Source organism: Cupriavidus sp. GW821-FHT02F09 (assembly GCF_059421605.1).
The window spans coordinates 99,262-124,500 of record NZ_JBWKVH010000015.1 but is presented as its reverse complement, the minus strand read 5'-3'; the positions used below and the strand labels follow the sequence as shown (position 1 = coordinate 124,500).

The following is a 25,239-nucleotide window of genomic DNA, read 5'->3' as shown; positions in this document are numbered from 1 at the left end:
GCCGCTATCTTTCTTGCTGCCATGACCTCTTCCACCAGCACTCCTGTCCGCCGCAGCCGCCTCTGGGCCTGGCTTGCCGTTGCCGTCGTGGCCGCCGCCGCGGGCGCGCTGGCCGGGCACTATGTGTTTTCGCCCAAGCCGGCATCCGACGAGGCAGTCGAGACGTTCCTGCGCACGCAACTGCCAGATCCGGACGGCGCCCAGATCAACTTCGCGCAACTTCGTGGAAAAACGGTGGTTGTGAACTTTTGGGCACCCTGGTGCGGCCCCTGCGTGGAAGAAATGCCCGACCTGAATGCGTTGCATAAGGAATACACGGGACGAAAAGTGGAATTTGTCGGCATCGGCATCGATTCCGCCAACAATATCCAGCAGTTCATCAAGAAGATCCCCGTCTCCTACCCGCTGGCCGTGGCCGGCTTTGCCGGCACGGAGCTCTCGCGCAACTTTGGCAACGCGGCCGGCGGCCTGCCCTATACAGTGATCATTGCGCCAGATGGCACGGTCAGCTACCGCAAAATGGGCAGGGTTTCCCCTGACGAGCTGCGCGCCGCGCTGCCTCGCAGCTAGCCATAAGATTCTTGATTTGGGGCGATTTTCTCCTAATCTTGTTCGATCATCACGCAATTTGATCGAAACGCGATTTCGCGACTCCAAAGTGCGGAATCGAGCCTGAAAACTCGCCTGCTTCGAAGCTGCCTATGTCTACGCTGCTAGACAAATCACTCTAAGCTACGGTAATCTCCGCGCAATTTCGTTGAAATGGTCGAGCCGCCGTGATCGATACACCTCCCGAACGCCGCTCTCCCCGCTACCGCAAGGTGCTGGTCCTGCACGGACCGAACCTGAATTTGCTGGGCACGCGGGAGCCGGAAACTTATGGGTACACGAAACTAGCCGATATCGACCTGGCCCTCGCGCAGCGAGCCCGCCAGACCGGCATCGCCCTGGCTACGTTTCAGTCCAACCATGAGGGCGCGCTGGTGGATCGTATCCATGCCGCGCGCGACGAGGGCGTGGATTTCATCATCATCAACCCGGCCGCCTATACGCATACCAGCGTAGCGCTGCGCGATGCGCTGGCCGGGGTGGCGATTCCGTTTGTGGAAGTCCACTTGTCGAACGTGCATCGGCGCGAGAACTTCCGTCATCACTCTTACTTCTCCGATGTGGCGATCGGAGTGATCTGCGGACTTGGCTGGCAGGGGTATCTGCTGGCGCTGGACTATGCCCTCGGGCAGGAGCTGGAACAGGCGCTGCCCGAGGCCTGATCCGCCCATTGATTTCTTAAACCGTTACCGCGCCCCCGGCGCCTGCCCCACCGCCATGTTCGCGGCGGACCAAGGCAGCCCGCCGGAGGCGTCAGTTTTTCCCGGACGCAGCCACCAGAGCGGTGGCCGCCGGACAACCCGATTCAGGAGGATAGAAGATGGACCTGCGCAAGCTGAAGACGCTGATCGACCTGGTGGCCGAGTCCGGCATCTCCGAGCTGGAAGTCACCGAAGGCGAAGGCAAGGTGCGGATCGTCAAGGCGCCGCCGCAGGTCATCGCCGCGCCGATGGCCATGCAGCCGATGCAGGCACTGCCTCCGGCCGCCGCGCCGGCCGCGATGCCCGCCGTCGGCACCGAGCCGGCCGCGCCGCAACTGCCGGTGGGCCATGTCGTGACCTCGCCGATGGTCGGTACCTTCTATCGCGCACCGTCGCCGGGCGCGGCGTCGTTCGTCAATGTGGGCGATACCGTCAAGGAAGGCCAGACGGTCTGCATCATCGAAGCGATGAAGCTGCTCAACGAGATCGAGTCGGACAAGGCTGGCGTCATCAAGGAAATCCTGGTCGAGAATGGCCAGGCGGTGGAATACGGCCAGCCGCTGTTCATCATCGGCTGAAACTGACCGGCATGCCGCGCCGCCCGCAGCCTGCGCCGGAATTCTCCGGCCAGCCACGGCGGCGACGGCCACCGGGCGTTCCTCGTCCCGGTGCCAGCACCCCCGCCCGCACTCCGGCTGCCCTCGCCGGGGGCGCCACGATCCGCCGCGGTGGGACCGCCTTTCTCCTCGCAGAGAGTGACTATGTTTGAAAAAATTCTGATCGCGAATCGCGGTGAAATCGCCCTTCGCATCCAGCGCGCCTGCCGCGAGCTCGGCATCAAGACTGTGGTGGTGTATTCGGAAGCCGACAAGGAAGCCAAGTACGTCAAGCTGGCCGACGAAGCCGTCTGTATCGGCCCGGCACCCTCGCCGCTGTCGTACCTCAACATGCCGGCCATCATCTCGGCCGCCGAGGTGACCGACGCGCAAGCCATCCACCCGGGCTACGGCTTCTTGTCGGAAAACGCCGACTTCGCCGAGCGCGTGGAAAAGTCCGGTTTCGTCTTCATCGGCCCGACCTCCGAGAGCATTCGCCTGATGGGCGACAAGGTCTCGGCCAAGCAGGCCATGATCAAGTCCGGCGTGCCGTGCGTGCCGGGCTCCGAAGGCGCCCTGCCCGACGACCCCAAGGAAATCCTGGCCACGGCGCGTGCCGTGGGCTATCCGGTCATCATCAAGGCAGCGGGCGGCGGCGGTGGCCGCGGCATGCGCGTGGTGCACACCGAGGCAGCCCTGGTCAATGCGGTCAACATGACGCGCGAGGAAGCCGGCCGTGCCTTTGGCAACCCGGAGGTCTACATGGAGAAATTCCTGGAGAACCCCCGGCACGTCGAGATCCAGATCCTGGCCGACCAGCATCGCCAGGCCATCTGGCTGGGCGAGCGCGACTGCTCGATGCAGCGCCGCCACCAGAAGGTCATCGAAGAAGCACCTGCGCCGCACATCCCGCGCCGCCTGATCGAGCGCATCGGCGACCGCTGCGCCGAGGCCTGCAAGAAGATCGGCTACCGTGGCGCCGGCACCTTCGAATTCCTGTACGAGAACAACGAGTTCTACTTCATCGAGATGAACACGCGCGTGCAGGTTGAGCATCCGGTCACCGAGATGATCACCGGCATCGACATCGTGCAGGAGCAGATCCGCATCGCCTTTGGCGAGAAGCTGCGCTGGCGCCAGAAGGACGTGCAGCTGCGCGGCCACTCGATCGAATGCCGCATCAACGCCGAGGACCCGTTCAAGTTCACGCCGTCGCCCGGGCGCATCACCGCGTGGCACATGCCCGGCGGTCCCGGCGTGCGGGTCGACTCGCACGCGTATGATGGCTACTTCGTGCCGCCCAACTACGATTCGATGATCGGCAAGATCATCACCTATGGCGCCACCCGCGAGCAGGCCATCGCCCGCATGCGGATCGCGCTGTCGGAAATGGTGGTGGACGGCATCCAGACCAACGTACCGCTGCACCGTGAGCTGATGCTCGATGCCAACTTCGTCGAAGGCGGCACCAGCATTCACTATCTCGAGCACCGCCTGGCCCAGAAGAACGTGGCCAAGGGCGGCAAGATCTGAAGCCCCGGCGCGGCCAGTCATAACTGATCGACAAGGATCGCCTGTGGCATTTCAGGAATGTGTGATCGAAATCGCACAAGACCAGGCCGAAGCCTGGTCTGACGCGCTGTTCGACCTCGGCGCGCTGTCGGTCTCGGTGGAAGACGCCGATGCCGATACGCCCGACGAGCAGCCGCTGTTTGGCGAGCCCGGCATGGAGCCGACCCGCCTGGCATGGAACCGCTCACGCGTGGTGGCGCTGTTTGACGACAGCGCCGACCCCGTGCTGGTGGTGGCCGCTGCCGCCAATGCGCTGGGCATCGACCCGGTGCCGGCTTACCAGCTGCGCCCCGTCGAAGACCAGGACTGGGTGCGCCTGACGCAATCCCAGTTCGCGCCGATCCGCATCGGCGAGCGCATCTGGGTGGTGCCGTCGTGGCACGATGCGCCGGAGCCCGACGCGGTGGTGCTGGAGCTGGACCCGGGCCTAGCCTTCGGTACCGGCAGCCATCCCACCACGCGGCTGTGCATGCAGTGGCTGGAACAGAACATCAAGGCCGGCGAAACGGTGCTCGACTACGGCTGTGGCTCGGGCATCCTCGCCATCGTGGCGCGCAAGCTGGGCTCGGGCGACACACTCGGCATCGATATCGACCCCAACGCGGTGGAAGCCTCGCGCTATAACGCCGAGCGCAATCGCGTGGAGGCCACCTTCGCGCTGCCCGAAACCGTCTCCGAGGCCAGCTACGACCTCGTCGTCGCCAATATCCTGTCCAACCCGCTGAAGCTGATGGCGGCCATGCTGAGCGCGCGGGTTCGCCCCGGCGGCCGGCTGGTGCTGTCGGGCGTGCTGGAGCGGCAGGCTGACGAAGTCGCCGCGGCCTACGCGCCCTGGCTGCCCATGTCGGTCTGGCGCAGCGAGGAAGGCTGGGTCTGCCTGCATGGCACCCGCGGTGAAGGCCCCGGCACCCAGAGCTGAGCCCAGCCCATGGCCGCAGCCAAGCTCGTCACGCGTTGCCCGGCCTGTCGCACTGCCTTTCGGCTGGTGGCGGACCAGCTGCGGCTGCGCCAGGGGTTGGTCCGCTGCGGCCAGTGCGACACCGTCTTCGATGCACGCGAGCACCTGATCGAGTTGCCGGCGCCCGAGCCGGCAGCCGGCCCTGAGACCGTCGCGCAGGCAGGAGAAGGCATTGCCGCCCCTGCCCCCGCCACGCCCCCGGCACAGGAGGCGCCCGCCGAGCACGCGCACGAAGAAACACACGAAGAACTGCACAAGGCTGCCCGCGCACCGCGCGCCCCGCGCAAGCGGGCGCATGCCGTGGCGCACCCGGACACGGAAGCGCACCCAGCCGAAGCCACCGCCGTGCCGCACGAGGCAGCGCACGTCGACACGCCCCTCCAACACGACGCCGACGACAGCCGCCCCGCCGCGGCGCCCTTCGACCCCGGTTACGACCCTGGCTATGACGTGCCGGCGCTCGACGCGCCCACCGTCATGCTGTACCAGACGCAGGCGGAAGCAGACGAGGCAGTGCAGGCCGGCAACCATCGGACGGAGCCAGAAGCTGGCAACGCTGACGAGGACAAGGACGAGGACGAGGACGAGCCTTCCGCGGTGTTCGTGCCCGGCATCGTCGAGAGCGAGGAAGCTAGCCTTACCGCCGCCGCCGAGGCAGAGGCACCGCAGGCAAGCGAAGCACCCGCCTCCGCGGCGGAAGCAGCACCCTGGCCGCAACTCGACCCCAGCACGCTAGGCGACGACGATGCCACGCACACCGCGGACATCGCCGATACGGAAAAGGAAAGTGCTGCCGACATGGCGAAAGCGGCGAACGCAGCATCCGCCACCAGCCATGCCGCCACGAGCGCCGCCGCCAGCACCGAGGCCGACGCAGCGGCCATCCCGAGCGCAAGCGGCTACCTGCGCGCCGAAGCGCAGGACGATCTCCCCGAGATTCCCGAAGCGATCTCACGCGAGCAGGCGGAGCGGCCGTGGATGCGCAGCGACACGCCCGCCACCCCGTCCTTCGCGCCCGACTTCCTGCGCCACGCGCGTGAGCGCGATCCTGGCCCGGCCAGGCGCAAGCGCATACTGCAAAAGGTGGCGACCGGGTTCCTAGTGATCGCGGGACTGCTGCAAGGCACCTACCTGGCGCGCAGCCAGCTGTCCGGCCGCTTCCCCGTATTGCGGCCCGCCTTCGAGGCGGCCTGCGCGCCGCTGGGCTGCGAGGTGGCGCCGTGGCGCGACATCGACGCCTTGCGCATCGAGAGCTCGCTGCTGCAAAAGCAGGATGACGAATCCGACGCCTACCTGCTTGCCGTGACGCTGCGCAACCAGGGCCGCGCCACCGTGGCGCTGCCGGCTATCGAGCTGGTCATGACGGACCTCCAGGACCAGCTCCTGCTGCGCAAGGTGCTCCAACCCGCCGACTACCTCGAAACCGAGCAGCAGGCCTTTGCCACGCATGGCCTGCGGGCAGGCACGGAGCTGCCGGTTCGGGTACGATTCCGATCGCAGCAAGCGGCGGCAAACTACCGCGTGCTGATCTTCTATCCCTGAATTCCATCTGGGCTCGCCGCCAATCCCGAGCGCCCCCGATTTGCGAGCCCACATTTCACACAGGAGCACATATGAGCAACGTCACCCTCGGCGGCAACGCCATCGAAGTCGGCGGCAAGTTTCCGCAAGCCGGCGACAAGGCCCCCGCATTCACGCTGGTCGGCAAGGACCTGAAGGATGTCACGCTGGCTGACTTCGCCGGCAAGCGCAAGGTGCTCAATATCGTCCCCAGCCTGGACACCCCGGTGTGCCAGGCTTCGGCCCGCAAGTTCAACGAAGCCGCCAGCGGCCTGGCCAACACCGTTGTGCTGACCGTCTCGGCCGACCTGCCGTTCGCCATGGGCCGCTTCTGCACCGCTGAAGGCCTGGCCAACGTGGTGCCGCTGTCGCTGATGCGCGGCGCCGACTTCAAGGGCAATTACGGCGTGGACATCAAGACCGGCCCGCTGGCCGGCGTGACCGCGCGCGCCGTGGTGGTGCTCGATGAGAACGACACCGTGAAGTACAGCGAACTGGTCTCGGAAATCAAGAACGAGCCGAACTACGACGCCGCACTGGCCGCGCTGAAGTAAGCGCGCCACCTGCCAGGCGCGGCCACCCGGCAAAACGGGTGGCCGTTTTTGCATTCAGGGGCACCGGCATGACCCGGTGGCCCCGTCAGCCCGCATTACGAGTACGAGAATTGGAGAGAGCATGTCCAGCCTGATCTGTGGCTCCGTTGCCTACGACACCATCATGACGTTCGAGGGACATTTCCGCGAACATATCCTGCCCGACCAGATCCACATGCTGAACGTGTCCTTCCTGGTCCCGTCCATGCGCCGCGAGTTCGGCGGCTGCGCCGGCAATATCGCCTACACGCTGAAGCTGCTTGGCGGCGACCCGGTGATCATGGCCACCGTCGGCGTCGACGCCGAGCCCTACCTGCAACACCTGCGCGCGCTCGATATCAGCACCGAGCACATCCGCACCCTGCCTGACACATTCACGGCGCAAGCGATGATCACGACCGACCTGGAGAACAACCAGATCACGGCGTTCCACCCCGGCGCGATGAACCAGTCGCAGCTCTCGCAGGTGCAGGACGCGCTCGGCGGCAGCAACGCGCCCGGCCTGGGCATCGTCGCCCCCGACAGCCGCGAAGGCATGCTGCACCACGCGCGCCAGTTCGCCGACGCCAGCGTGCCGTTCATCTTCGACCTGGGCCAGGCCATGCCGCTGTTCAACGGCGACGATCTGCGCCAGTTCGTTGAACTCGCCAGCTACGTGACGGTCAATGACTACGAAGCCCAGGTTCTGCTGTCGCGTACCGGCTGGACCAGCGATGAAGTCGCCGCGCAGGTCAAGGCGTTCATCGTGACCCACGGCGAAAAGGGCGCCACCGTCTTCGCCGACAAGCAGAAGTACAATATCGCCTCCGTGAAAGCGGATCGCGTCGTCGATCCGACCGGCTGCGGCGATGCCTTCCGCGGCGGCCTGCTTTACGGCATCGAACGGGGCTTCGACTGGGAAACAACGGGCCGGCTTGCCAGCCTGATGGGCTCCATCAAGATCGCGCACCAGGGTCCGCAGAACCACAAACCGTCGCGCGACGAAATCGGTGAACGCTTCCAGTCCGCTTTTGGCTACCGCTACGAGTAACACCTTTTCCGGGATTGATCCTATGCACACCCTGATTCGCACCAGCGCCATCGCGCTCGCCGCTGCAGCCACCCTGGTGGCTGGCTGCGCCGCGCAGTCGAATTCCGCCAGCATCTATACGCCGGGCCAGGCGCAGCGCGAGCAGACCTTGCGCTACGGCGTGGTCGAGACGGTTCGCGAGGTGCTGATCCAGGGCGACCAGACCGGCGCCGGCACGATCGCCGGTGGCGCCATCGGCGGCATCGCCGCCGGCAGCACCATCGGCAACGGCGGCGGCTCGGTGGCGGCCGGCGTGCTGGGCGCCGTGCTCGGCGGCATCGCCGGCAGCATGGCGGAGAACAAGATCAGCCAGCGCCGCGGCCTGGAAATCACCGTGCGCCTGGACAACGGCGATATGCGCGCCATCGTCCAGGACGCCGACGAAGCCTTCCGTCCGGGCGAGCGCGTGCGCTTGCTGTCGTCGGGCGGCACGACCCGCGTCACGCACTAAGCGCGGTACGCGGGACGGCATAGGGCGGCCCTGGGTGGCCGCGCAGCGGGGGTGGCAGCCCTAGGTTGCCACCCCCGCTGCTCGATAGCTCCTGGCACGTCTGGATCGGTCTCCGGGGCCGCGCTCCACACACCGCAATACGATCCTGGCAAAGCGCTGCCTCCTTCACCGGAGCGGCGCTTTTTCTTTGCAGCGTTCCCGGCCCGGGTTCCCGTGTCCCGCGTTCCGTGCTCCGCTTGCCGTTCTTCGATCGCCCATGAAAAAACCCGCCGGGCTTGCACCATCGGCGGGTTGGCAAGACTAGCGTCTTGCGGACCGGATACGCAGTATCCGGTCAGTGCGGCACGCCCTGCGTGCCTTGGCAATTCCCAGCGGTAGCCGTTGCCGGCACGCTTACGGACGGGTGCCCGTGGGGAAAGGCCATGCCGCAGCCGGGTTCAGCGCGGTCTTGGCAGCTGCAGCGGGTGCAACAGCAGGTGCAGCGGCAGGCTTGGCAGGCGCGGCCTTCTTGGCAGCAGCCTTCTTGGCCGGTGCCTTCTTGGCAGCAGGCGCCTTCTTGGCCGGAGCAGCCTTCTTGGCAGCAGCCGCCTTCTTGGCGGGCGCGGCCTTCTTGGCTGCCGGTGCAGCCTTCTTGGCCGGTGCGGCCTTCTTGGCGGCGACCTTCTTGGCCGGTGCGGCCTTCTTCGCTACGACCTTCTTGGCGGCAGCTTTCTTGGCCGGTGCGGCCTTCTTGGCTACAACCTTCTTGGCGGCGGCCTTCTTTGCCGGTGCAGCTGCTTTCTTGGCCGGCGCTGCCTTCTTCGCTACGACCTTCTTGGCGGCGACCTTCTTCACTGCAGCCTTCTTGGCCGGTGCAGCTTTCTTGGCCGGTGCTGCCTTCTTGGCGGCGACCTTCTTCACAGCGGCTTTCTTGGCCGGGGCGGCTGCCTTCTTGGCGGCCGGCTTGGCGGCGACCTTCTTAGCCGCCGGTTTCTTCTTTGCAGTCGTTGCCATGGATAACTCCTTCACTAGAGAGTGAATATCGAATGACCTAAGTTGGCGACCCGACCGACCCGAGGCGCGATACTGCGGTGCGACCCCAATCGAGCGAGCGATTCATCGGCGCACGGCGCGCGTTGTGGCCGCACGCTAATGAATTCGGTGGCAGGGGCACCGCGGCGCGCGGTGCGAATGTGGCCAAGCGGAGCCCACAGCCGGGCTTCTGACGCTTGCCGCGCCCTGGAATATTCGATCTGCCCGCGCCATCCGCCGGATCGGCGCGCGACATGAAAAGAGAGATATCGGCCGGCATTTCCGTGATGCGGGCCAGGCCACGCACACCACGTACGGCATTTTTTCGGGGGTAGTTCGCCCATCCCGTTACTGGGCCAAAGGAGACTGCACGCGTTTTAGAAAACCAGTACGGCTTGGTCTGCGTCAAAGTTCTAGTGCTCCTGAGCTACCTGTTTCATTGCATCGAAGTGGGTGGCGCTCATCGTTGCGCATCACGTCCAACCTCATCGTTGCATCTTGCTGTCTTGCCTGCCACGCAGGCCATGCAATGAAGTGAGACTCTTGTCAAGGCGAATCATAATTCGTTTGTTGGGCGATGTTAAGAAAAAAGTGCAAAAAAACTTGCGCGCGAGCATGACAACTTCATCGTCTTCGTCGTTGCGCTGCGCTGACCTCGTCTTTGCTTGCGCGCGCCGCGCTCTCATCGCGTCTCTCGCACCCTCGCGACGCTGCTCGCGACCATGCTCGATGCAGCTTCGACACAGCATCGCGCGAGCGTGAAGACGTCGCTGGCATGCTCCGGATTTCCGGCGTGCACATCGCAGCCGGCGCGTCTTCCATGCCCTTCAGCAATGCCGATTCCCGCTCATTGTGTAAAGCCGGAAACCCGCATGCACAAAGGCTTTTGGGGAAGCAGAAAAATTCTGCGCGACAACCGTCGGCACGCGTTGCGCGAGCGCCGGGACGCGTGATGCCCGGATGCGATCGAGCGCTGCGAGGACATCGGCAACGCTACCGCGAAGACGCGCATCCGCAACGCGGCGCGCAGCGCGGACAGTGCGCGTCGCCTCAACCCGGCACGCACGCTCACGCGCAGCGCGCGCAGTGATGCGCCGACGCAACGGTTTGAGAATCGTCACCGCGACACGCGCTCTCCAACGATGCTCGAACGATGTCGACCACCATCTCGCACTCGCATCGCGCAGGCGTCATCGACACGTGAGATGCCCTTCCGAATCTCGCTTCGCTGGTGGTCTCGCCGGTGGTCTCACGGCAGTGTCGGCATGCGTCCGACAGCGGATGACTTCGCGCGTCGACCAGGGCGGCAGATCGCGTGGCGAGGCATCGGCTCGCGCACCATCCGAATGGTCTACTGCCAAAGGAGCAGGTCGCCGGTGCACGCAAGGAACGAGAGCGTGGATGGCCGCACGCGCCGGCGCCCCTGAGGCAGCAAGCACGCCGTGGCGCACCCACTTGAAACGCATCGCTAGAGGATTGCTTCGAGTGCCGGGCAGCGGACAATTTGCTGCATGACAGAATCCGCCTGCTTCCAGACGCCAGGCCGGTCTGCGGCAGTTGCCGGGGGGGCTTTGGTGCGTACGCAAAGGCGGGCTGGCGATTGCAGCGAGAGCGCATCGCCAGTAGATTGGCGTACGCGCGCCGCCGGGCTGGCCCTGTGCTGGCATCATGGCGCGCACCAACTCGAAGAGGAGATCACGATGCACTTTACTGCCCCCCGCTGCGTCGCACGCGCCGCCGCCATCGCGGCACGCACCGCCGTGCTCGCCGGCGCGCTGCTGGGTAGCGCCGCTGCGCTGGCCCAGGCCACCCCCGCCGGCTCATGGAAGACCATCGACGACGCCACCGGCAAGCCGCGCGGCCTGGTGGAAATCAGCGAACAGAACGGCGTCTACAGCGGCAAGCTGGTCAAGAGCTTCACCGAGAACGACGGCAAGGCCAAGGTGTGCGACAAGTGCACCGACGCGCGCCGCGACCAGCCCATCATGGGGATGACCATCATCACCGGCCTGCGCAAGACCGGCGACAACGAGTGGAGCGGCGGCGAGATCCTCGACCCCGAAAGCGGCAAGCTCTACAAGACCAAGATGTCGCTGGCGGATGATGGCAAGAAGCTCAACGTGCGCGGCTTCATCGGCATCAGCCTGCTGGGCCGCACCCAGACCTGGGAGCGCGAACGCTAGCCTGCCACGACCGGCAATGCCGGTGCCACCGACGGCACCGGCATCATCGCCAGCTTGCCTGCGCGCATCGCCGCCGCGCCACCTCCGCCACGCCCTCCCCCGCCCGCCCCACCCATGCCGCCCGCGCTCCCTTGCGCGGCATGCGGCCCGTTGCCTGCCATGCGCTGCCCGCATGACGACATGCGCAGAATTCGTTTTCGGCCCGGCGGCGCTGCTCCTACCATCGGACTACCTGCCGTGCGCCGATTGATCCCCGACCGCACCGGGCGGCGCTGCCACGCCGACCCGGCATCGACGCGGTGCGCGCAACGGGCCCGCCAACCCAGGAGGATGTCATGCACGCAAGCGCCCACCCAGAAGCGCCATCGAAGCCACCAAGCGTCAGCGGCGCGCAACGCCGCCGCGCCATCGTCGCCACCGTGATCGGCAACGGTCTCGAGTGGTTCGACTTCACCGTCTACAGTTTCTTCGCCGTCATCATCGCGAAGCTCTTCTTTCCCACCGGCAATGACCTGTCTTCACTGCTGCTCGCGGTTGCCACGTTTGGCGTGGGATTCTTCATGCGGCCGGTCGGCGGCATCATCCTCGGGGTATACGCCGACCGCGTGGGCCGCAAAGCCGCGCTGTCGCTGACCATCCTGCTGATGGCGCTGGGCACCACCATGATCGGCCTGGCGCCCACCTATGATCAGATCGGTGTCTTCGCACCGCTGCTGATCGTGGTGGCACGGCTGCTGCAGGGCTTCTCCGCCGGCGGCGAGATGGGCGGCGCCACCGCCTTCCTGACCGAGTACGCCCCGGTGGAGCGCCGCGCCTACTACTCCAGCTGGATCCAGGCGAGCATCGGCGTGGCCGTGCTGCTGGGCGCTGCGGTCGGCACCTTCGTCACCTCCGCGCTGAGCACCGAGGCGCTCAATAGCTGGGGCTGGCGCCTGCCATTCCTGCTCGGCATCGTGATCGGGCCGGTTGGCTACTACATCCGCCATCACCTCGACGAGACGCCGACCTTCCGCGATGCCACCGACAAGTCGGACTCGCCGCTGACCGAAGTGCTGCGCGACTACCCGCGCCAGACCGCGGCCAGCTTCTCGATGGTGATCTTGTGGACGGTCTGCACCTATGTGCTGCTGTTCTATATGCCGACGTACTCGGTCAAAGTGCTCCATGTGCCGCAGTCGACTGGCTTCATCGCCGGCATGGTGGGCGGACTGGCGATCATGGTGTGTTCGCCGCTGGTCGGGCTGCTGGCCGATCGCATCGGGCGCCGCGTGCTGCTATCGGGTTCCGCGCTGCTGATCCTGGTGCTGGCTTACCCGATGTTCGCCTACATCAACCAGGCCCCGGGGCTGGCTTCGCTGGTGGTCTTCCAGCTGGTGTTCGGTATCTTGATCGCCACCTACACCGGCCCGATCCTGGCGGCGTTCTCCGAGCTCTTCCCGGCCAAGGTGCTGTCGACCGGATTGTCGGTAGCCTACAACCTGGCGGTCACCATCTTCGGCGGCTTCGCGTCGTTCATCATCACCTGGCTGATCGCCAGCACGGGCAGCACCATGGCGCCTGCGTTCTACGTGATGTTCGCCGCCGCCATCAGCCTGGCCGGCACGCGCCTGGTGCGCGAGCCCGCCTACCTGCGCCCGGCGCAGGCTACCCGAGCCGCTCAACCCGTCTAATGACTGTCCCGCGCATGAAACAGATCCTACTCAAGGGCGGCAACGTCCTCGACCCTGCCCATGGCAGCCTCCTGCAACGCCACGATGTGCTGATCGAAGGCGAGCGCATCGCCGACGTTTCGGCCACGCCGATCCACGCGCCCGGCGCGCAGGTGATCGACCTCTGCGGCAAGACCGTGATGCCCGGGCTGATCGACTGTCACGTGCACGTGCTGGCGTCGCTGGCCAACCTCGGCCTGAATGCGGTGCAGCCTAATGTACTGGTGGCGTTGCGCGCCGTGCCAATCATGAAAGCCATGCTCGAGCGCGGCTTCACCACCGTACGCGATGCGGGCGGCGCCGACTGGGGCCTGTCGCAGGCCATCGAGACCGGCCTGGTACCGGGCCCGCGCATCTTCCCGTCCGGCAAGGCACTGTCGCAAACCGGCGGGCACGGCGACTTCCGCCCGCGCGCCGATGTGCTGGAGCCATGCTCGTGCGCCTTCCGTGCCGGCGCCATCGCACGTGTGGCCGATGGCGTGGATGCGGTGCGTCTGGCGGTGCGCGAAGAGATCCAGAAGGGCGCCACGCAGATCAAGATCATGGCATCCGGCGGCGTGGCGTCGCCCACCGACCCGATCGGCAACACGCAATACAGTGAAGACGAGATCCGCGCCATCGTGGCCGAGGCCGAGGCGTCCCAGACGTATGTGATGGCGCACGCCTATACCGGCCGCGCCATCGCGCGCGCGGTGCGCTGCGGCGTGCGCACCATCGAGCACGGCAACCTGGTCGACCGCGCAGCCGCGCGCGTGATGCGCGAGCATGGCGCGTTCGTGGTGCCTACCCTGGTCACCTACGAAGCGCTCGCGCGCGACGGCGCGCGCCTGGGCTTGCCGGCGGAATCGGTGGCCAAGATCGAAACCGTGCGCCAGGCCGGCCGCGACTCCCTCGCCATCTACGCGGAAGCCGGCGTGCCGATGGGCTTTGGCTCCGACCTGCTGGGCGAGATGCACCAGGACCAGTCGGATGAGTTCCGCATCCGCGCGGAGCTGCTCGGCAACCTGGAGGCGATCCGCAGCGCCACCTCGATCGCCGCCGCGATCCTGCAGCGCGAAGGCGAGCTCGGCACCGTGCGCGCCGGCGCGCTGGCCGACCTGATCGCGGTTGATGGCAACCCGCTGGCGGACATCAGTGTGCTGTGCGGCCAGGGCAAGCACCTGGCGTTGGTAATGCAGGCAGGACGGCTGCATCGGCAGCCCGCCTGAAAGCCAAGACGCCGAACGAAGCCAGCAGGACAGGCCAAAGCCGTCTGCCATTACGACGGCTGTCTCTCCCTCTCCCCTCACGGGGAGAGGGCCGGGGAGAGGGGTGGCTTAGCTAGGAGCCACTTGAAGCGGAGCCGGCTGTTTATTCCAGCATGGCGGCGTAACGAACGCCCGCCCTCTCCCCGCACTATCATGGCGGCTAAACCGTTCCACTCGCCACCATGCGTATCTCCCCCCTTCCGCCGCTGCCCTGCCTGGTCGCCTTCGAGTCGGCCATGCGGCATGGCAGCTTCACCCGCGCCGCCAGCGAACTGCACCTGACGCAGAGCGCCATCAGCCGCCAGGTGGCGCAGCTCGAACACTTCCTTGGCAAGAAACTCTTCATCCGCGAGCCGCGCGCACTGCGCCTGACCGTGAGCGGCCAGGCTTATGCCGAAGAGGTGCAGCGCCTGCTGTCGGCCTGCGCCGAAGCGACCGAGGATGTGATGAAGCGCAAGGGCCATGCCGAGCTGACGGTGGCCTGCTCCTGCGGCGTCGCGGTGCTCTGGCTCACGCCCAGGCTGGCAGCCTTTCGCACCGCGCACCCCGACATCCACCTGCGCCTGCTGGTCAACGACAGCCTGGCCTCGCTCTCGCCCGCCGAGTTCGACGTGGGCATGTATTACCTGCGCGAGGGGCCGCCCGCGGGACTGGCATCGCGCCGGCTTTACGACGAAGACGTGTTTCCCGTCTGCGCGCCGCACTACCTGGCCGGCCGCCGGCTGGAGCCTGCGGACCTCCCCGGCGAGACCTTGCTGATGCTTGAAGACGGACAGCGCCAATGGATGTCGTGGCAGACCTGGCTGGCGCACAACGGCCTTGCGGACGCGCGGCCACCGCACAAGCTGGTGGCCAACCAGTATCCGATCCTGCTGCAGCTCGCCATAGAAGGCCAGGGCATCGCCCTGGGGTGGCGCCACATGATCGACCGCTGCGTCCAGGAAGGGCTGCTGGTGCGCGCCTGCGAGGCGAGCGCGAGCCTGGGCGGTGGCTACTACGCGGTGTGGCCGCAAGACCGCGCGGAGGCCGCGGCAGCACGGACGTTCCGCAACTGGCTGGCACAGCAGAGCGCGGAAAGCCAGTAACGGGGGCGCATGCGGATTCAGCGAATTGACAGGTTCGCTGGTTATGATCCGTCGCAGCAGCACCTGAGGACCTAGCACTTAGCACCTAGCACCCGTGCAGCCGTGCACCCAAAACAGCCAATGGAGACAACCATGCGTATTCCCGCCACCAGCCGCGCGCTGGCCCTCGCCGTTCCCGCCCTGTTCGCCGCCGCCGGCTTCGCCACGCCCGCGCAGGCCACCGATGCCTGGCCGACTCACGTGATCAAGTTCGTCGTGCCGTTTACCGCCGGTGGCGCCAATGACCTGGTGGCGCGCGCTGCCGCCGACGCGGTTGGCAAGCGCCTGGGCCAGACCGTGATGATCGAGAACCGCCCGGGCGCTGGCGGCGTGGTGGGTGCGGACTACGTGGCCAAGGCCAAGCCGGATGGCTACACCTTCCTGATCGGCGCCGTAGGCACGGTCACCAACAGCCTGATCCGCACCAAGATGCCCTACGCGGCCGACGACCTGGTGCCGGTCTCGCTGGTCGCGGTGAGCCCATCCGTGATCGTGGTTTCGCCGTCCCTGCCGGTGAACAACCTGAAGGAACTGGTCGAGTATTCCAAGAAGCAGGCTTCGGGCGCCAACTTCGCCACCGCCGGCAGCGGCAGCACGCCGCACTTTGTCGAAGAGATGCTCAAGGAGAAAGGCGCGGTGCTGACCGTGGTGCCTTACAAGAGCGGCTCGGAGAGCATTACCGCAGTGATCGGCAACCAGGTCACGGCTACCTCCGAGGCCAGCGTGGTGGTGCTGCCCAACATCAAGGCCGGCAAGCTCAAGGCGCTGGGCGCGACCTGGGACAAGCGCATGAGCGCGGCGCCGAACATCGCAACCACCGCCGAGCAAGGCATGCCGGACGTGCGTATTGGCCACTGGGCCGGCGTGTTCGCGCCCAAGGGCACCGACCCCGCCATCCTCAAGAAGATGAACGCCGAAATGAGCGCCGCCATGCAAACGCAGGAAACGCGCGACCGACTGATTCCCAACGGCATCGAACCCGCCGGCGGCACGCAGGAGAGCTTCATTGCCTTCATCAAGTCGGAGCGCGAGCGCCTTGGCCGTCTCGCAAAAAACGCCAACATGACGGCGGAATAAGAAATATTTTCAGCCGCCCCGACGACAAGGGCGGTGAATGTCTGTATCGGGCTCGTTACGTACGGGCCCGTTTCATTTGATAAATGTGCTTGATACAAATCTTTAAACAGCCAACGCACGTAGCATGATCCACAAATGCCAATTAATGTTTCTACATTAGAACATTAGAAGTGCCATCACATTGTCTGTGATAAAAAGACAACGCGAATTGCAACGCAAATCATTCGCATTTATATTCCGGCTCGCCCAACCATGATTGCCTTCCGCCGTTGGCCGAACCGATCCAGGCGCGCACCTTCTTGCCGCTGCCGGCCGGCTCGTGCCCGCGGCCGCACCGGAACCGAGAAACGACATGAATCGCCGCACGCCGATCGCGACTGCCCTGCTCGCGCTGTTCGCCACGCCCGTTGCCACCCTGGCCCAGACGGCCGCCACGGCCCCCGCGACACAGCCCACGACGACGCTGCATGAGGTGGTGGTGCAAGGCAGCAGCGCCAATGACGACTACAGCGCGGTGAAGAGTTCAATCAGCAAGCTGCCCGCGGAACTGCGCGACATTCCGCAATCGGTCACGGTGGTCAACAAAGCGCTGATCGACGCGCAGGGCGGCACCTCGCTGGCCGATGCGCTGCGCAATGTCCCGGGCATCACCATCGGCGGCGCGGAGGGTGGCCAGATCGGCAACAACATCAACCTCAACGGTTTCTCCGCGCGCACCGACATCTACCTGGATGGCTTCCGAGACCGCGGCCAGTACTATCGCGACGTCTTCGCGCTGGATTCGGTGGAAGTGCTGATGGGTCCCTCGTCGATGCTGTTCGGGCGTGGATCAACCGGGGGCGTGATCAACCAGGTCACCAAGAAACCGTCGCTGAAGGCTGCCACCGAAGTCACCGGCTCGGTCACCACCAACGGCCTGGTGCGCGCCACCGCGGACTACAACACGCCCACGGGCGAGACCTCGGCCTTTCGCATCGCGGCGATGGCCCAGGACGGCTCGGCTAGCACGCGCGACCAGACCAAGGTGAAGGACTTCGGCCTGGCGCCGTCGTGGCGCCTGGGCATTGGCACCCCCACCGAGATCACGCTGTCGGCGCTGCTGCAGCATAACGAGGACCAGCCCGACTACGGCCTGCCGGCCATCAACGGGCACCCGGTCAACGTCGACCGAAAGACGGCCTATGGCTTCAACGACGACCGCACCATCCAGGACGTGGCCTCGCTGGGCGCCACCGTGGATCACAAGTTCTCGCCCAACCTGCGCCTGCGCAACCAGACCCAGTTCAACTACGTCAACACCAACGCGCGCGAAACCGCGCCGAACGCCGTCGGCACGGTCAGCGCCAAGGGCTTCACCCCGCTGACCACCACCACGCTGCCGCTGGATGCGCTGTTCGTGCGCCAGCAAAGCCATGACCGCCATATCCGCGATTACTCGATCTTCAACCAGACCGAGCTGACCGCCAAGTTCGACACCGGCCCGGTCAAGCACACCGTGCTGGTGGGTGCCGAGATCGGCCACGATGGCTATGACAACCAGAACTACTACCGCAACGGCACCTGCAACGGCGTGGCGCTGAACCCCGCCGCCACCGCCACCGCTGCGGCCGGCACCAGCGGCTACGCGGCGTGCGAGCCGGTCGTCAACCCGACCTACAGCAACTCGCCGGCCACCGCGCCGAGCGCGACCGGCAATCGCCAGGGCGCGGCGGCCAACACGCTGGCGGCCTACATCAACGACTCGGTGGAGTTCAGCAAGCAATGGAAGCTGGTGGGCGGCCTGCGCTACGACAAGTACATTGCCAGCATCACCAATTCAATCAACTCGTCCAACACGCTGGGCAGCACCGTGTTGCCCAGCGCCAGCCAGACCGTCAACTTCACCAGCGTGCGCGTGGGCGGCATCTGGCAGCCGACCGAGGCGCAGTCCTACTACCTGTCGTACGGCACGTCGTTCAACCCGTCGCTGGAGCAACTGGTGGGCACCGTGGGCCAGCAGAACCTGGACCCGGAAAAGAACAAGTCCTATGAAGTCGGCGGCAAGTGGGATCTGCTGGGCGGCGACCTGTCGCTGAATTCGGCGCTGTTCCAGATCACCAAGGACAACGCCCGCAGCCAGATCGACGCCACCACGTACTCGCTGGCCGGCAAGATCCGCGTGCGCGGCTTCCGCGCCGGCGCCACCGGCCGCATCACCAGCAAGTGGCAGGTCTTCGCGGGATACACCTATCTGGACGGCGAGATCGTCAACGGCATCGCCGCCGGCACCCAAGGCATGGTCCCGACCAATACGCCCAAGCACACCGCGACGGCGTGGACCAGCTACCGCGTGCTGCAGGACTGGGAAGTGGGCGGCGGCGCCTTCTATATGTCGCAGCGCTACGCCAACAACACCAACACCGTGCAGGTGGGTGGCTATGTGCGCTGGGACGGCATGATTGCCTACCATCAGCCGAAGTACGACGTGCGCCTGAACCTGTTCAACGTGTTCGACAAGAAGTACTACGATGCGCTGATCCAGTCGGACGGCGGACGCTCGGTGCCCGGCACCGGCCGCACCGCGATGCTGTCCTTCATCTACCGTATGTAAGCTGAGGTAAAGTGGCGCGATGCCATGTCACGCCACGCGGCAGGGCCGGAAACCTCCCGCGCGCTGCCGCCGAACCCTGTCGAGATCGTCATGCTTGTCTGCATTCCCAAGGTCCTCAACGCGGAGCAGCTTGCCGTGCTGCGCCAGCATCTCGACCAGGCCGGCACGGCCTGGGTGGATGGCCGCGTATCGGCCGGCTACTCCGGCGCGCCGGTCAAGTTCAACCAGCAGATCGACGAGCGCGCCGAAGTGGCGCAGCAGTGCCAGCACCTGATCCTTGGCATGCTCGAGCGCAATCCGCTGTTCATCAGCGCGGCGCTGCCCAATATCGTCTACCCGCCGATGTTCAACCGCTACAGCGAGGGCATGACCTTCGGCGCCCATGTGGACGGCGGCGTGCGCATTCATCCGCACAATGGCCGCAAGCTGCGCACCGATATCTCGGCCACGCTGTTCCTCAGCGACCCCGCCAGCTATGACGGCGGCGAGCTGCAGGTGGAAGACACCTACGGCACCCACAGCGTCAAGCTGGAAGCCGGCGACATGGTGATCTATCCCGCCACCAGCCTGCACCAGGTCACGCCGATCACGCGCGGCACGCGCGTGGCGAGCTTTTTCTGGATCCAGAGCCTGGTGCGCGACGACGCGCAGCGCGCGCTGCTGTTCGACCTCGACAACGCGATCCAGAAACTCAACCAGACGGGCGCCGACGATGGTGCGCGGCGCTCGCTGGTGGGTTGTTACCACAACCTGCTGCGGCAGTGGACCGAGACCTGAAAAGGGACGAGTCAATCCACTGCGCGGCTATGCAAACTGCTCCGCCAGCGCCGCCCTGACCTTCCCGACCAGCTCTGCCTCCCCGGCCCGTGCCGGCAGCAGGAAAAACTCCGCCGTGGGCAAGGCCGGCAGCTTGAGCCTGGCCAGCGTAGCCGCATCGATCCGCGCCACGCCCGGCCCGATCGCCGACTCGTTCAGGCACGAGACACCAAGCCCGGCAGCCAGCGCCAGATGCAGGCCAGCAACGCCCGAGGCGGAATGGGCAATCGCGTGGTCCAGGCGCCGTCGCCGCAGCGTCTGCACCACGAACTGATGCAGCGAGCAGGTATCGGGCAGCAGCACCAGCGGCAGCGGGCCGCGCACGCGCTCCGCCTCGCCTTGCGCCGCGACCCAGGCCAGCGCCTCGCGGCGCAGCACGGTGCCGCGCGCGCCCTTGGCGCCAGCCTGCTGGCCTCCCCCCTTGCCCGGCAACCGCATCGACAAGCCGATATCGAAATCATCGGTGTGCATTCCCGCATCGATGACGCTGCTTTTCGTCACCTGTACATGCAGCCGCAGGTAGGGATAGCGCTCGCGCAGCCCGCGCAGCATGCCGGCGATCTCGCCTGGCCGGAAGTAGTCCGTCACCGCGAGCCGCAACTCGCCATCCAGCGTGTGGCCGCGCAGGTCTTGCAGCGCCAGCTCGGACAGCGCGAGGATGCGCCGCGCATGCTCGAGCAAACGCGTGCCGGCGGGTGTCGGCGCCGCGCCCTGCTTGCCGCGCGTGAGCAGCGGCACGCCGGCGCGCTCCTCCAGCTTACGCAGTTGCTCGCTGACCGAGGACTGCGACAGGAACAGCCGAGGCGCCGCGGCGGACAGGCTGCCGGCGTCCGCCACGGTCACGAACGTGCGTAGCTGGTCGAGTTCAAGTGCGCGCATGGCGGGCCCCCAATCTTATTTCGGTATTGACGATGGATAGTATCGTAAATTCCCGTTTTTCCGATGGAAGGCAAACACCTAAACTGGCATCACTTACCCGCTGAGCCAAACCCAGCCAACCCAGTGAAACCGCAAGAACAAAGGAGTCCGTCATGCCCCACATCAACCTGCAGATCTCCGGCAAACCCAACGCATCGCTGACCCGCCGCAGCGCCGCCGCCGTGACCGAGCTGACCCAGCGCGTGCTCGGCAAGAAGCCGGAGGTCACCGTCGTTTCCGTGCAGTACATCGACCACGACGCCTGGATCATTGGCGGCGACCCGCTCTCGGAGCTTGGCCGCAACGCCTTTCACCTCGACATCAGCGTAACGGACGAAACCAACACCAAAGCGGAGAAAGCGCAGTACCTGAAGGCCGCGTTCGAGGCCCTCTCGGAGCTGATCGGCAACGTGCATCCGGTGTCATACATCCACGTAGTGGATGCGCGCGCCGCCACCTACGGCTACGGCGGCCTGTCGCAGGAATACCGCTACCACCACGGCTGAAGCCCTGGCCACGGACGAGGGCAAAGAGGCGAGCCTTTGAGGCAGGACATTGTCGCAGTGCAGCAAGCTGTGGCAAAGTCGGCACCTGATCTGCCGCGCACGGCGCCACGAGCGCCGCGCGCGCGGAAGAACCACAAGGAGAACCGATGTCCTTCCTGATAGTCCTGGCCGCCCTGGCCTTCCTGATGTTTGCGGCCTACCGTGGCTACAGCGTCATCCTGTTCGCCCCGGTGGCCGCGCTCGGCGCCGTCCTGCTGACCGAGCCTGCCGCCGTGGCGCCGGTCTTCTCCGGCATCTTCATGGAGAAAATGGTCGGCTTCGTCAAACTGTATTTCCCGGTCTTCCTGCTGGGCGCCGTGTTCGGCAAGGTGATCGAGCTGTCGGGCTTCTCGGAGTCCATCGTGGCCGCCGCCATCCGCTACATAGGCCGCTCGCGTGCCAATGCGGTGATCGTCGCCGTTTGCGCGCTGCTGACCTATGGCGGCGTCTCGCTGTTCGTGGTGGTGTTCGCCGTCTATCCGTTCGCGGCGGAGCTTTACCGGCAGAGCAATATCCCCAAGCGGCTGATGCCGGGCGCCATTGCGCTGGGCGCGTTCTCGTTCACCATGGATTCGCTGCCGGGCACGCCGCAGATCCAGAACATCATCCCCACCACCTTCTTCAAGACCACGACCTGGGCGGCGCCGGTGCTGGGCCTGCTGGGCTCGCTGTTCATCATCGGGGTGGGCCTGGGCTACCTGGAGTGGCGCCGCCGCGCGGCCATGGCACGCGGCGAGGGCTATGGGACAGCGTTGCGCAATGAGCCGGAGCGCAGCCAGACCGGCCACCTGCCGCATCCGGCACTGGCGCTGCTGCCGCTGGTGGTGGTGGGCGTGGCCAACTTCGTCTTCACGCGCATGATTCCGCAGTGGTACGGCAGCAGCTACAGCGTGTCGCTGCCCGGGCTGGCCAAGCCCGTGGAGACGCAGATCGCCACCGTGACCGCGATCTGGGCGGTGGAGGCGGCGCTGCTGCTGGGCATCGTGGTGGTGGTGGCGACGGCGTTCGGCGCGGTGCGCGAGCGCTTTGCCGAGGGCAGCAAGAGCGCCATCGGCGGCGCGCTGCTGGCCGCCATGAATACGGCCTCGGAGTATGGCTTCGGCGGCGTGATCGCCGCGCTGCCCGGCTTCCTGGTCGTCAGCGATGCGCTCAAGAGCATCCCCAACCCGCTGGTCAATGCCGCCGTGTCTGTCAGCACGCTGGCGGGCATCACCGGCTCGGCCTCGGGCGGCATGAGCATCGCGCTGGCCGCCATGTCGGACACCTTCATCCACGGCGCGCAGGCCGCTGGCATTCCGCTCGAGGTGCTGCACCGCGTGGTGTCCATGGCCAGCGGCGGCATGGATACGCTGCCGCACAACGGCGCCGTGATCACCCTGCTGGCGGTGACGGGCCTGACGCACCGGGAGTCCTACCGCGACATTTTCGCGGTGACCGTCATCAAGACGCTGGCCGTGTTCTTCGTGATCACGGTCTACTACGTGACCGGCCTGGCCTGAACGCGGCGGCGCGCGCCGCGCCTTGTGGATCGCGCCATCCTTACCTAGTGTGAGTGGGTAGCCGGCCGTGCACGCGTGCTTTGCACGCCACATGTCGGCGGCTCCACCCTGCACTTCCCACCGGAACACCGCATGAAAACCGTGAGTCTGCCCGGCGGCGAAAGCGTTGCCGCGCTCGGCATGGGCACCTGGAACATGGGCGATCAGCCGGCTGCGCGCGCGGAAGAGCTTGCCACGCTGCGTCTCGGGCTGGACCTGGGCCTGACCCTGATCGACACCGCCGAGATGTACGGCGATGGCCGCTCCGAGGAACTGGTCGGCGAAGCCATCGCCGGCCGGCGCGACGAGGTCTTCCTGGTCAGCAAGGTGTACCCGCACAACGCCGGGCGCACCGGCGCGGTGGCCGCCTGCGAGCGCAGCCTGCGCCGCCTGGGCACCGACCGCCTCGACCTGTACCTGCTGCACTGGCGTGGCGGCGTGCCGCTGGCGGAGACCATGGAGGCCTTCATGGCGCTGCGCAAGGCGGGCAAGATCCGTCACTTCGGCGTCAGCAACCTCGACCTGGACGACATGCGCGCGCTGTGGCGCGTGCCCGGCGGCAAGGAGGTCGCGGCCAACCAGTTGCTCTACAACCTCACGCGGCGCGGCATCGAGTGGGACTTGCTGCCCTGGCTGCGCGAGCATGGCGTTGCCCTGATGGCTTACTCGCCGATCGAGCAAGCCACGCTGCTGCGCAACCCGCGGCTTGCGCGCTTTGCCCAGAAGCATGGCATCAGCCCGGTGCAGGCGGCGCTGGGCTGGCTGCTGGCGCAGCAGGGCGTCATCGCGATTCCCAAGACCAGCCATCGCGAGCGCCTGCGCGAGAACCATGGCGCGCTCGCGCTGACACTCTCCACGCAGCAACTGGCCGAGCTGGACGCGGCCTTCCAGCCACCGGACGGCCCGCACCCGCTGGCGATGCTGTGATGTGATGCCCAGGAGCCCCCGCCATGACACTCGACTACGACGCCATCATCATCGGCACCGGCCAGGCCGGCCCCCCGCTGGCGGCGCGCCTGAGCGCAGCCGGCCAGAGGGTGGCCGTGATCGAGCGCCAGTCGTTCGGCGGGACCTGCGTCAACACCGGCTGCATCCCCACCAAGACCATGGTGGCGAGCGCCTACGCGGCTAACCTGGCACGGCGCGGCGCCGAGTACGGCGTGGTGCCCACCGGGCCTGTGACGGTGGATATGGCTCGCGTCAAGGCGCGCAAGGACGGCGTCGTCGGCAAGTCCACGCACGGCGTGGAAACGTGGGTGCGCACGCTGGAGCACGGCACCGTCCATCTCGGCCACGCGCGCTTCGAGGGCCCGGACACCGTGCGCGTAAACGACACCCTGCTGCGGGCCGGCAAGATCTTCATCAACGTCGGTGGGCGCGCCGCCGCGCCGCCGATGCCTGGGCTGGAGCAGGTGGACTACCTGACCAACGCCGGAATGATGCGCGTGGACACCTTGCCGCGGCACCTGCTGGTGGTGGGCGGCAGCTACATCGGTCTGGAGTTCGGCCAGATGTTTCGCCGCTTCGGCAGCGAGGTCACCATCGTGCAGCGCGGCCCGCGCCTGATCGAGCGGGAGGATCCCGACGTGTCCGACGCCGTGCGCGGCATCCTCGCCACCGAGGGCATCGGGCTGCGTCTCGACGCCGAGTGCATCGCGCTGGAGCAGCGCGGCGCCGAGGTCGTGGTGAAGATGGATTGCGCGCACGGCGCGCCCGAGATCGTCGGCTCGCACGTGCTGCTGGCGGTGGGGCGGCGGCCCAATACCGACGACCTTGGCCTGGACCGCGCCGGCGTTGCCGTGGATGCGCGCGGCTACATCCAGGTGGACGAACAGTTGCGCACCAATGTGCCCGGGATCTGGGCCATGGGCGACTGCAACGGGCGCGGCGCCTTTACCCATACCGCCTACAACGACTTCGAGATCGTCGCCGCCAACCTGCTGGACGCGGCATCCGGCGAGCCGCCCCGCACGCTCGGCGACCGCATCCCCGCCTATGCGCTCTACACCGACCCACCGCTGGGGCGCGTCGGCATGAACGAGGCCGAGGCGCGCCAGTCCGGGCGCAAGGTGCTGGTTGGCATGCGGCCGATGACGCGGGTTGGCCGCGCGGTGGAAAAAGGCGAAACGCAAGGCTTCATGAAGATCCTGGTGGATGCCGACAGCCGCGAGATCCTTGGCGCGGCGGTGCTGGGCGTGGGCGGCGACGAGGTGATCCATTGCATCCTCGACGCGATGTATGCGTGCGCGCCGTACACGGTGGTCCAGCGCGCCATGCATATCCACCCCACGGTGTCCGAGCTGATCCCGACCATGCTGGGCGAGCTGCATCCGCTGGAGCCGGCCGGCCCGGCGGCAGCATGACAGGCCCAC

At 66.5% G+C, this 25,239-nt stretch carries 23 protein-coding genes; 20 read left to right on the top strand and 3 right to left on the bottom strand.

What is annotated here, in order from left to right:
* Positions 1 to 21 precede the first annotated feature (21 nt).
* From AC07XB_RS18785 to AC07XB_RS18745, 9 genes are all read left to right on the top strand, one after another.
* The gene (locus AC07XB_RS18785) at positions 22 to 570 is read left to right on the top strand and encodes a TlpA family protein disulfide reductase (protein WP_441634026.1); all 549 of its coding nucleotides are present in this window, start codon (positions 22 to 24) and stop codon (positions 568 to 570) included.
* Positions 571 to 776: 206 nt separating this feature from the next.
* Entirely contained in the window at positions 777 to 1,271 is a 495-nt protein-coding gene (aroQ, locus tag AC07XB_RS18780) for a type II 3-dehydroquinate dehydratase (RefSeq protein ID WP_458762140.1), read from the top strand.
* Between the two features lie 158 nt (positions 1,272 to 1,429).
* A complete protein-coding gene (accB, locus tag AC07XB_RS18775) occupies positions 1,430 to 1,888 on the top strand; it encodes an acetyl-CoA carboxylase biotin carboxyl carrier protein (RefSeq protein ID WP_492376604.1) in 459 nt (152 codons plus the stop codon).
* A gap of 183 nt (positions 1,889 to 2,071) precedes the next feature.
* Positions 2,072 to 3,439 carry an acetyl-CoA carboxylase biotin carboxylase subunit gene (accC, locus tag AC07XB_RS18770; RefSeq protein WP_043349611.1) on the top strand — a complete coding sequence of 456 codons (1,368 nt, stop codon included), beginning with the start codon at positions 2,072 to 2,074 and terminating at the stop codon, positions 3,437 to 3,439.
* Positions 3,440 to 3,482: 43 nt separating this feature from the next.
* A complete protein-coding gene (prmA, locus tag AC07XB_RS18765) occupies positions 3,483 to 4,397 on the top strand; it encodes a 50S ribosomal protein L11 methyltransferase (RefSeq protein ID WP_492376605.1) in 915 nt (304 codons plus the stop codon).
* A gap of 9 nt (positions 4,398 to 4,406) precedes the next feature.
* Positions 4,407 to 5,978 (top strand): DUF3426 domain-containing protein, encoded by a 1,572-nt coding sequence (locus AC07XB_RS18760; protein ID WP_492829125.1) that lies wholly within the window; start codon positions 4,407 to 4,409, stop codon positions 5,976 to 5,978.
* A gap of 71 nt (positions 5,979 to 6,049) precedes the next feature.
* Entirely contained in the window at positions 6,050 to 6,550 is a 501-nt protein-coding gene (gene tpx, locus AC07XB_RS18755; RefSeq protein WP_492376607.1) for a thiol peroxidase, read from the top strand.
* A 121-nt stretch (positions 6,551 to 6,671) separates the two neighbouring features.
* On the top strand, positions 6,672 to 7,619 hold the full coding sequence (locus AC07XB_RS18750; protein WP_492829123.1) for a carbohydrate kinase family protein: 948 nt from the start codon (positions 6,672 to 6,674) through the stop codon (positions 7,617 to 7,619).
* 22 nt (positions 7,620 to 7,641) lie between these two features.
* Positions 7,642 to 8,109: an outer membrane lipoprotein gene (locus tag AC07XB_RS18745; protein ID WP_492376609.1), complete on the top strand. Its 468-nt coding sequence runs from the start codon at positions 7,642 to 7,644 to the stop codon at positions 8,107 to 8,109.
* Between the two features lie 393 nt (positions 8,110 to 8,502).
* Here AC07XB_RS18745 and AC07XB_RS18740 read toward each other — a convergent pair whose 3' ends face one another.
* Complete coding sequence (locus tag AC07XB_RS18740) at positions 8,503 to 9,102, bottom strand: histone H1-like DNA-binding protein (RefSeq protein ID WP_183032596.1); 600 nt, start codon at positions 9,100 to 9,102, stop codon at positions 8,503 to 8,505.
* Positions 9,103 to 10,820: 1,718 nt separating this feature from the next.
* On the opposite strand from AC07XB_RS18740, the gene AC07XB_RS18735 reads away from it, so the two are divergent.
* Complete coding sequence (locus tag AC07XB_RS18735) at positions 10,821 to 11,303, top strand: DUF2147 domain-containing protein (protein WP_492376610.1); 483 nt, start codon at positions 10,821 to 10,823, stop codon at positions 11,301 to 11,303.
* On the opposite strand, the gene AC07XB_RS18730 is transcribed toward AC07XB_RS18735, so the two are convergent.
* Positions 11,300 to 11,485, bottom strand: coding sequence for a hypothetical protein (locus AC07XB_RS18730; RefSeq protein ID WP_492829121.1), 186 nt, complete (start codon positions 11,483 to 11,485; stop codon positions 11,300 to 11,302). The two genes, AC07XB_RS18735 and AC07XB_RS18730, sit on opposite strands and share 4 nt — an antisense overlap.
* A 153-nt stretch (positions 11,486 to 11,638) precedes the next feature.
* Between AC07XB_RS18730 and AC07XB_RS18725 the strand changes: the two genes are divergently transcribed.
* The 6 genes from AC07XB_RS18725 to AC07XB_RS18700 all read left to right on the top strand — a co-directional run bounded on the left by AC07XB_RS18725 (position 11,639) and on the right by AC07XB_RS18700 (position 19,827).
* The gene (locus tag AC07XB_RS18725; protein WP_183037007.1) at positions 11,639 to 12,973 is read left to right on the top strand and encodes an MFS transporter; all 1,335 of its coding nucleotides are present in this window, start codon (positions 11,639 to 11,641) and stop codon (positions 12,971 to 12,973) included.
* Between the two features lie 14 nt (positions 12,974 to 12,987).
* Positions 12,988 to 14,220, top strand: coding sequence for a metal-dependent hydrolase family protein (locus AC07XB_RS18720; protein ID WP_492829119.1), 1,233 nt, complete (start codon positions 12,988 to 12,990; stop codon positions 14,218 to 14,220).
* A gap of 221 nt (positions 14,221 to 14,441) precedes the next feature.
* Positions 14,442 to 15,344, top strand: a complete 903-nt coding sequence (locus AC07XB_RS18715) for a LysR substrate-binding domain-containing protein (protein WP_492374655.1) — start codon at positions 14,442 to 14,444, stop codon at positions 15,342 to 15,344.
* Between the two features lie 132 nt (positions 15,345 to 15,476).
* Positions 15,477 to 16,460, top strand: a complete 984-nt coding sequence (locus AC07XB_RS18710) for a Bug family tripartite tricarboxylate transporter substrate binding protein (RefSeq protein WP_492374656.1) — start codon at positions 15,477 to 15,479, stop codon at positions 16,458 to 16,460.
* 352 nt (positions 16,461 to 16,812) lie between these two features.
* A complete protein-coding gene (locus AC07XB_RS18705; protein ID WP_492374657.1) occupies positions 16,813 to 19,050 on the top strand; it encodes a TonB-dependent receptor in 2,238 nt (745 codons plus the stop codon).
* Positions 19,051 to 19,140: 90 nt separating this feature from the next.
* Positions 19,141 to 19,827, top strand: a complete 687-nt coding sequence (locus tag AC07XB_RS18700; RefSeq protein WP_150986891.1) for a Fe2+-dependent dioxygenase — start codon at positions 19,141 to 19,143, stop codon at positions 19,825 to 19,827.
* Positions 19,828 to 19,854: 27 nt separating this feature from the next.
* Here the strand turns inward: AC07XB_RS18700 and AC07XB_RS18695 are convergent, their stop codons facing one another.
* On the bottom strand, positions 19,855 to 20,745 hold the full coding sequence (locus AC07XB_RS18695) for a LysR family transcriptional regulator (RefSeq protein ID WP_492829116.1): 891 nt from the start codon (positions 20,743 to 20,745) through the stop codon (positions 19,855 to 19,857).
* Positions 20,746 to 20,897: 152 nt separating this feature from the next.
* On the opposite strand from AC07XB_RS18695, the gene AC07XB_RS18690 reads away from it, so the two are divergent.
* The 4 genes from AC07XB_RS18690 to AC07XB_RS18675 all read left to right on the top strand — a co-directional run bounded on the left by AC07XB_RS18690 (position 20,898) and on the right by AC07XB_RS18675 (position 25,230).
* Positions 20,898 to 21,290 (top strand): tautomerase family protein, encoded by a 393-nt coding sequence (locus AC07XB_RS18690; protein WP_492374659.1) that lies wholly within the window; start codon positions 20,898 to 20,900, stop codon positions 21,288 to 21,290.
* A gap of 146 nt (positions 21,291 to 21,436) precedes the next feature.
* On the top strand, positions 21,437 to 22,828 hold the full coding sequence (locus AC07XB_RS18685; protein ID WP_492374660.1) for a GntP family permease: 1,392 nt from the start codon (positions 21,437 to 21,439) through the stop codon (positions 22,826 to 22,828).
* A 132-nt stretch (positions 22,829 to 22,960) separates the two neighbouring features.
* Positions 22,961 to 23,794, top strand: a complete 834-nt coding sequence (locus tag AC07XB_RS18680) for an aldo/keto reductase (RefSeq protein ID WP_492374661.1) — start codon at positions 22,961 to 22,963, stop codon at positions 23,792 to 23,794.
* A 23-nt stretch (positions 23,795 to 23,817) separates the two neighbouring features.
* Complete coding sequence (locus AC07XB_RS18675; protein WP_492374662.1) at positions 23,818 to 25,230, top strand: FAD-containing oxidoreductase; 1,413 nt, start codon at positions 23,818 to 23,820, stop codon at positions 25,228 to 25,230.
* The last annotated feature ends 9 nt before the right edge of the window (positions 25,231 to 25,239 follow it).

Coding starts and splice junctions, on each gene's coding strand:
- AC07XB_RS18785 (WP_441634026.1), top strand. CDS start 22: ATGACCTCTTCCACCAGCACTCCTGTCCGCCGCAGCCGCCTCTGGGCC.
- accB (WP_492376604.1), top strand. CDS start 1,430: ATGGACCTGCGCAAGCTGAAGACGCTGATCGACCTGGTGGCCGAGTCC.
- accC (WP_043349611.1), top strand. CDS start 2,072: ATGTTTGAAAAAATTCTGATCGCGAATCGCGGTGAAATCGCCCTTCGC.
- AC07XB_RS18760 (WP_492829125.1), top strand. CDS start 4,407: ATGGCCGCAGCCAAGCTCGTCACGCGTTGCCCGGCCTGTCGCACTGCC.
- tpx (WP_492376607.1), top strand. CDS start 6,050: ATGAGCAACGTCACCCTCGGCGGCAACGCCATCGAAGTCGGCGGCAAG.
- AC07XB_RS18750 (WP_492829123.1), top strand. CDS start 6,672: ATGTCCAGCCTGATCTGTGGCTCCGTTGCCTACGACACCATCATGACG.
- AC07XB_RS18745 (WP_492376609.1), top strand. CDS start 7,642: ATGCACACCCTGATTCGCACCAGCGCCATCGCGCTCGCCGCTGCAGCC.
- AC07XB_RS18740 (WP_183032596.1), bottom strand. CDS start 9,102: ATGGCAACGACTGCAAAGAAGAAACCGGCGGCTAAGAAGGTCGCCGCC.
- AC07XB_RS18735 (WP_492376610.1), top strand. CDS start 10,821: ATGCACTTTACTGCCCCCCGCTGCGTCGCACGCGCCGCCGCCATCGCG.
- AC07XB_RS18730 (WP_492829121.1), bottom strand. CDS start 11,485: ATGTCGTCATGCGGGCAGCGCATGGCAGGCAACGGGCCGCATGCCGCG.
- AC07XB_RS18725 (WP_183037007.1), top strand. CDS start 11,639: ATGCACGCAAGCGCCCACCCAGAAGCGCCATCGAAGCCACCAAGCGTC.
- AC07XB_RS18720 (WP_492829119.1), top strand. CDS start 12,988: ATGAAACAGATCCTACTCAAGGGCGGCAACGTCCTCGACCCTGCCCAT.
- AC07XB_RS18715 (WP_492374655.1), top strand. CDS start 14,442: ATGCGTATCTCCCCCCTTCCGCCGCTGCCCTGCCTGGTCGCCTTCGAG.
- AC07XB_RS18710 (WP_492374656.1), top strand. CDS start 15,477: ATGCGTATTCCCGCCACCAGCCGCGCGCTGGCCCTCGCCGTTCCCGCC.
- AC07XB_RS18705 (WP_492374657.1), top strand. CDS start 16,813: ATGAATCGCCGCACGCCGATCGCGACTGCCCTGCTCGCGCTGTTCGCC.
- AC07XB_RS18700 (WP_150986891.1), top strand. CDS start 19,141: ATGCTTGTCTGCATTCCCAAGGTCCTCAACGCGGAGCAGCTTGCCGTG.
- AC07XB_RS18695 (WP_492829116.1), bottom strand. CDS start 20,745: ATGCGCGCACTTGAACTCGACCAGCTACGCACGTTCGTGACCGTGGCG.
- AC07XB_RS18690 (WP_492374659.1), top strand. CDS start 20,898: ATGCCCCACATCAACCTGCAGATCTCCGGCAAACCCAACGCATCGCTG.
- AC07XB_RS18685 (WP_492374660.1), top strand. CDS start 21,437: ATGTCCTTCCTGATAGTCCTGGCCGCCCTGGCCTTCCTGATGTTTGCG.
- AC07XB_RS18680 (WP_492374661.1), top strand. CDS start 22,961: ATGAAAACCGTGAGTCTGCCCGGCGGCGAAAGCGTTGCCGCGCTCGGC.
- AC07XB_RS18675 (WP_492374662.1), top strand. CDS start 23,818: ATGACACTCGACTACGACGCCATCATCATCGGCACCGGCCAGGCCGGC.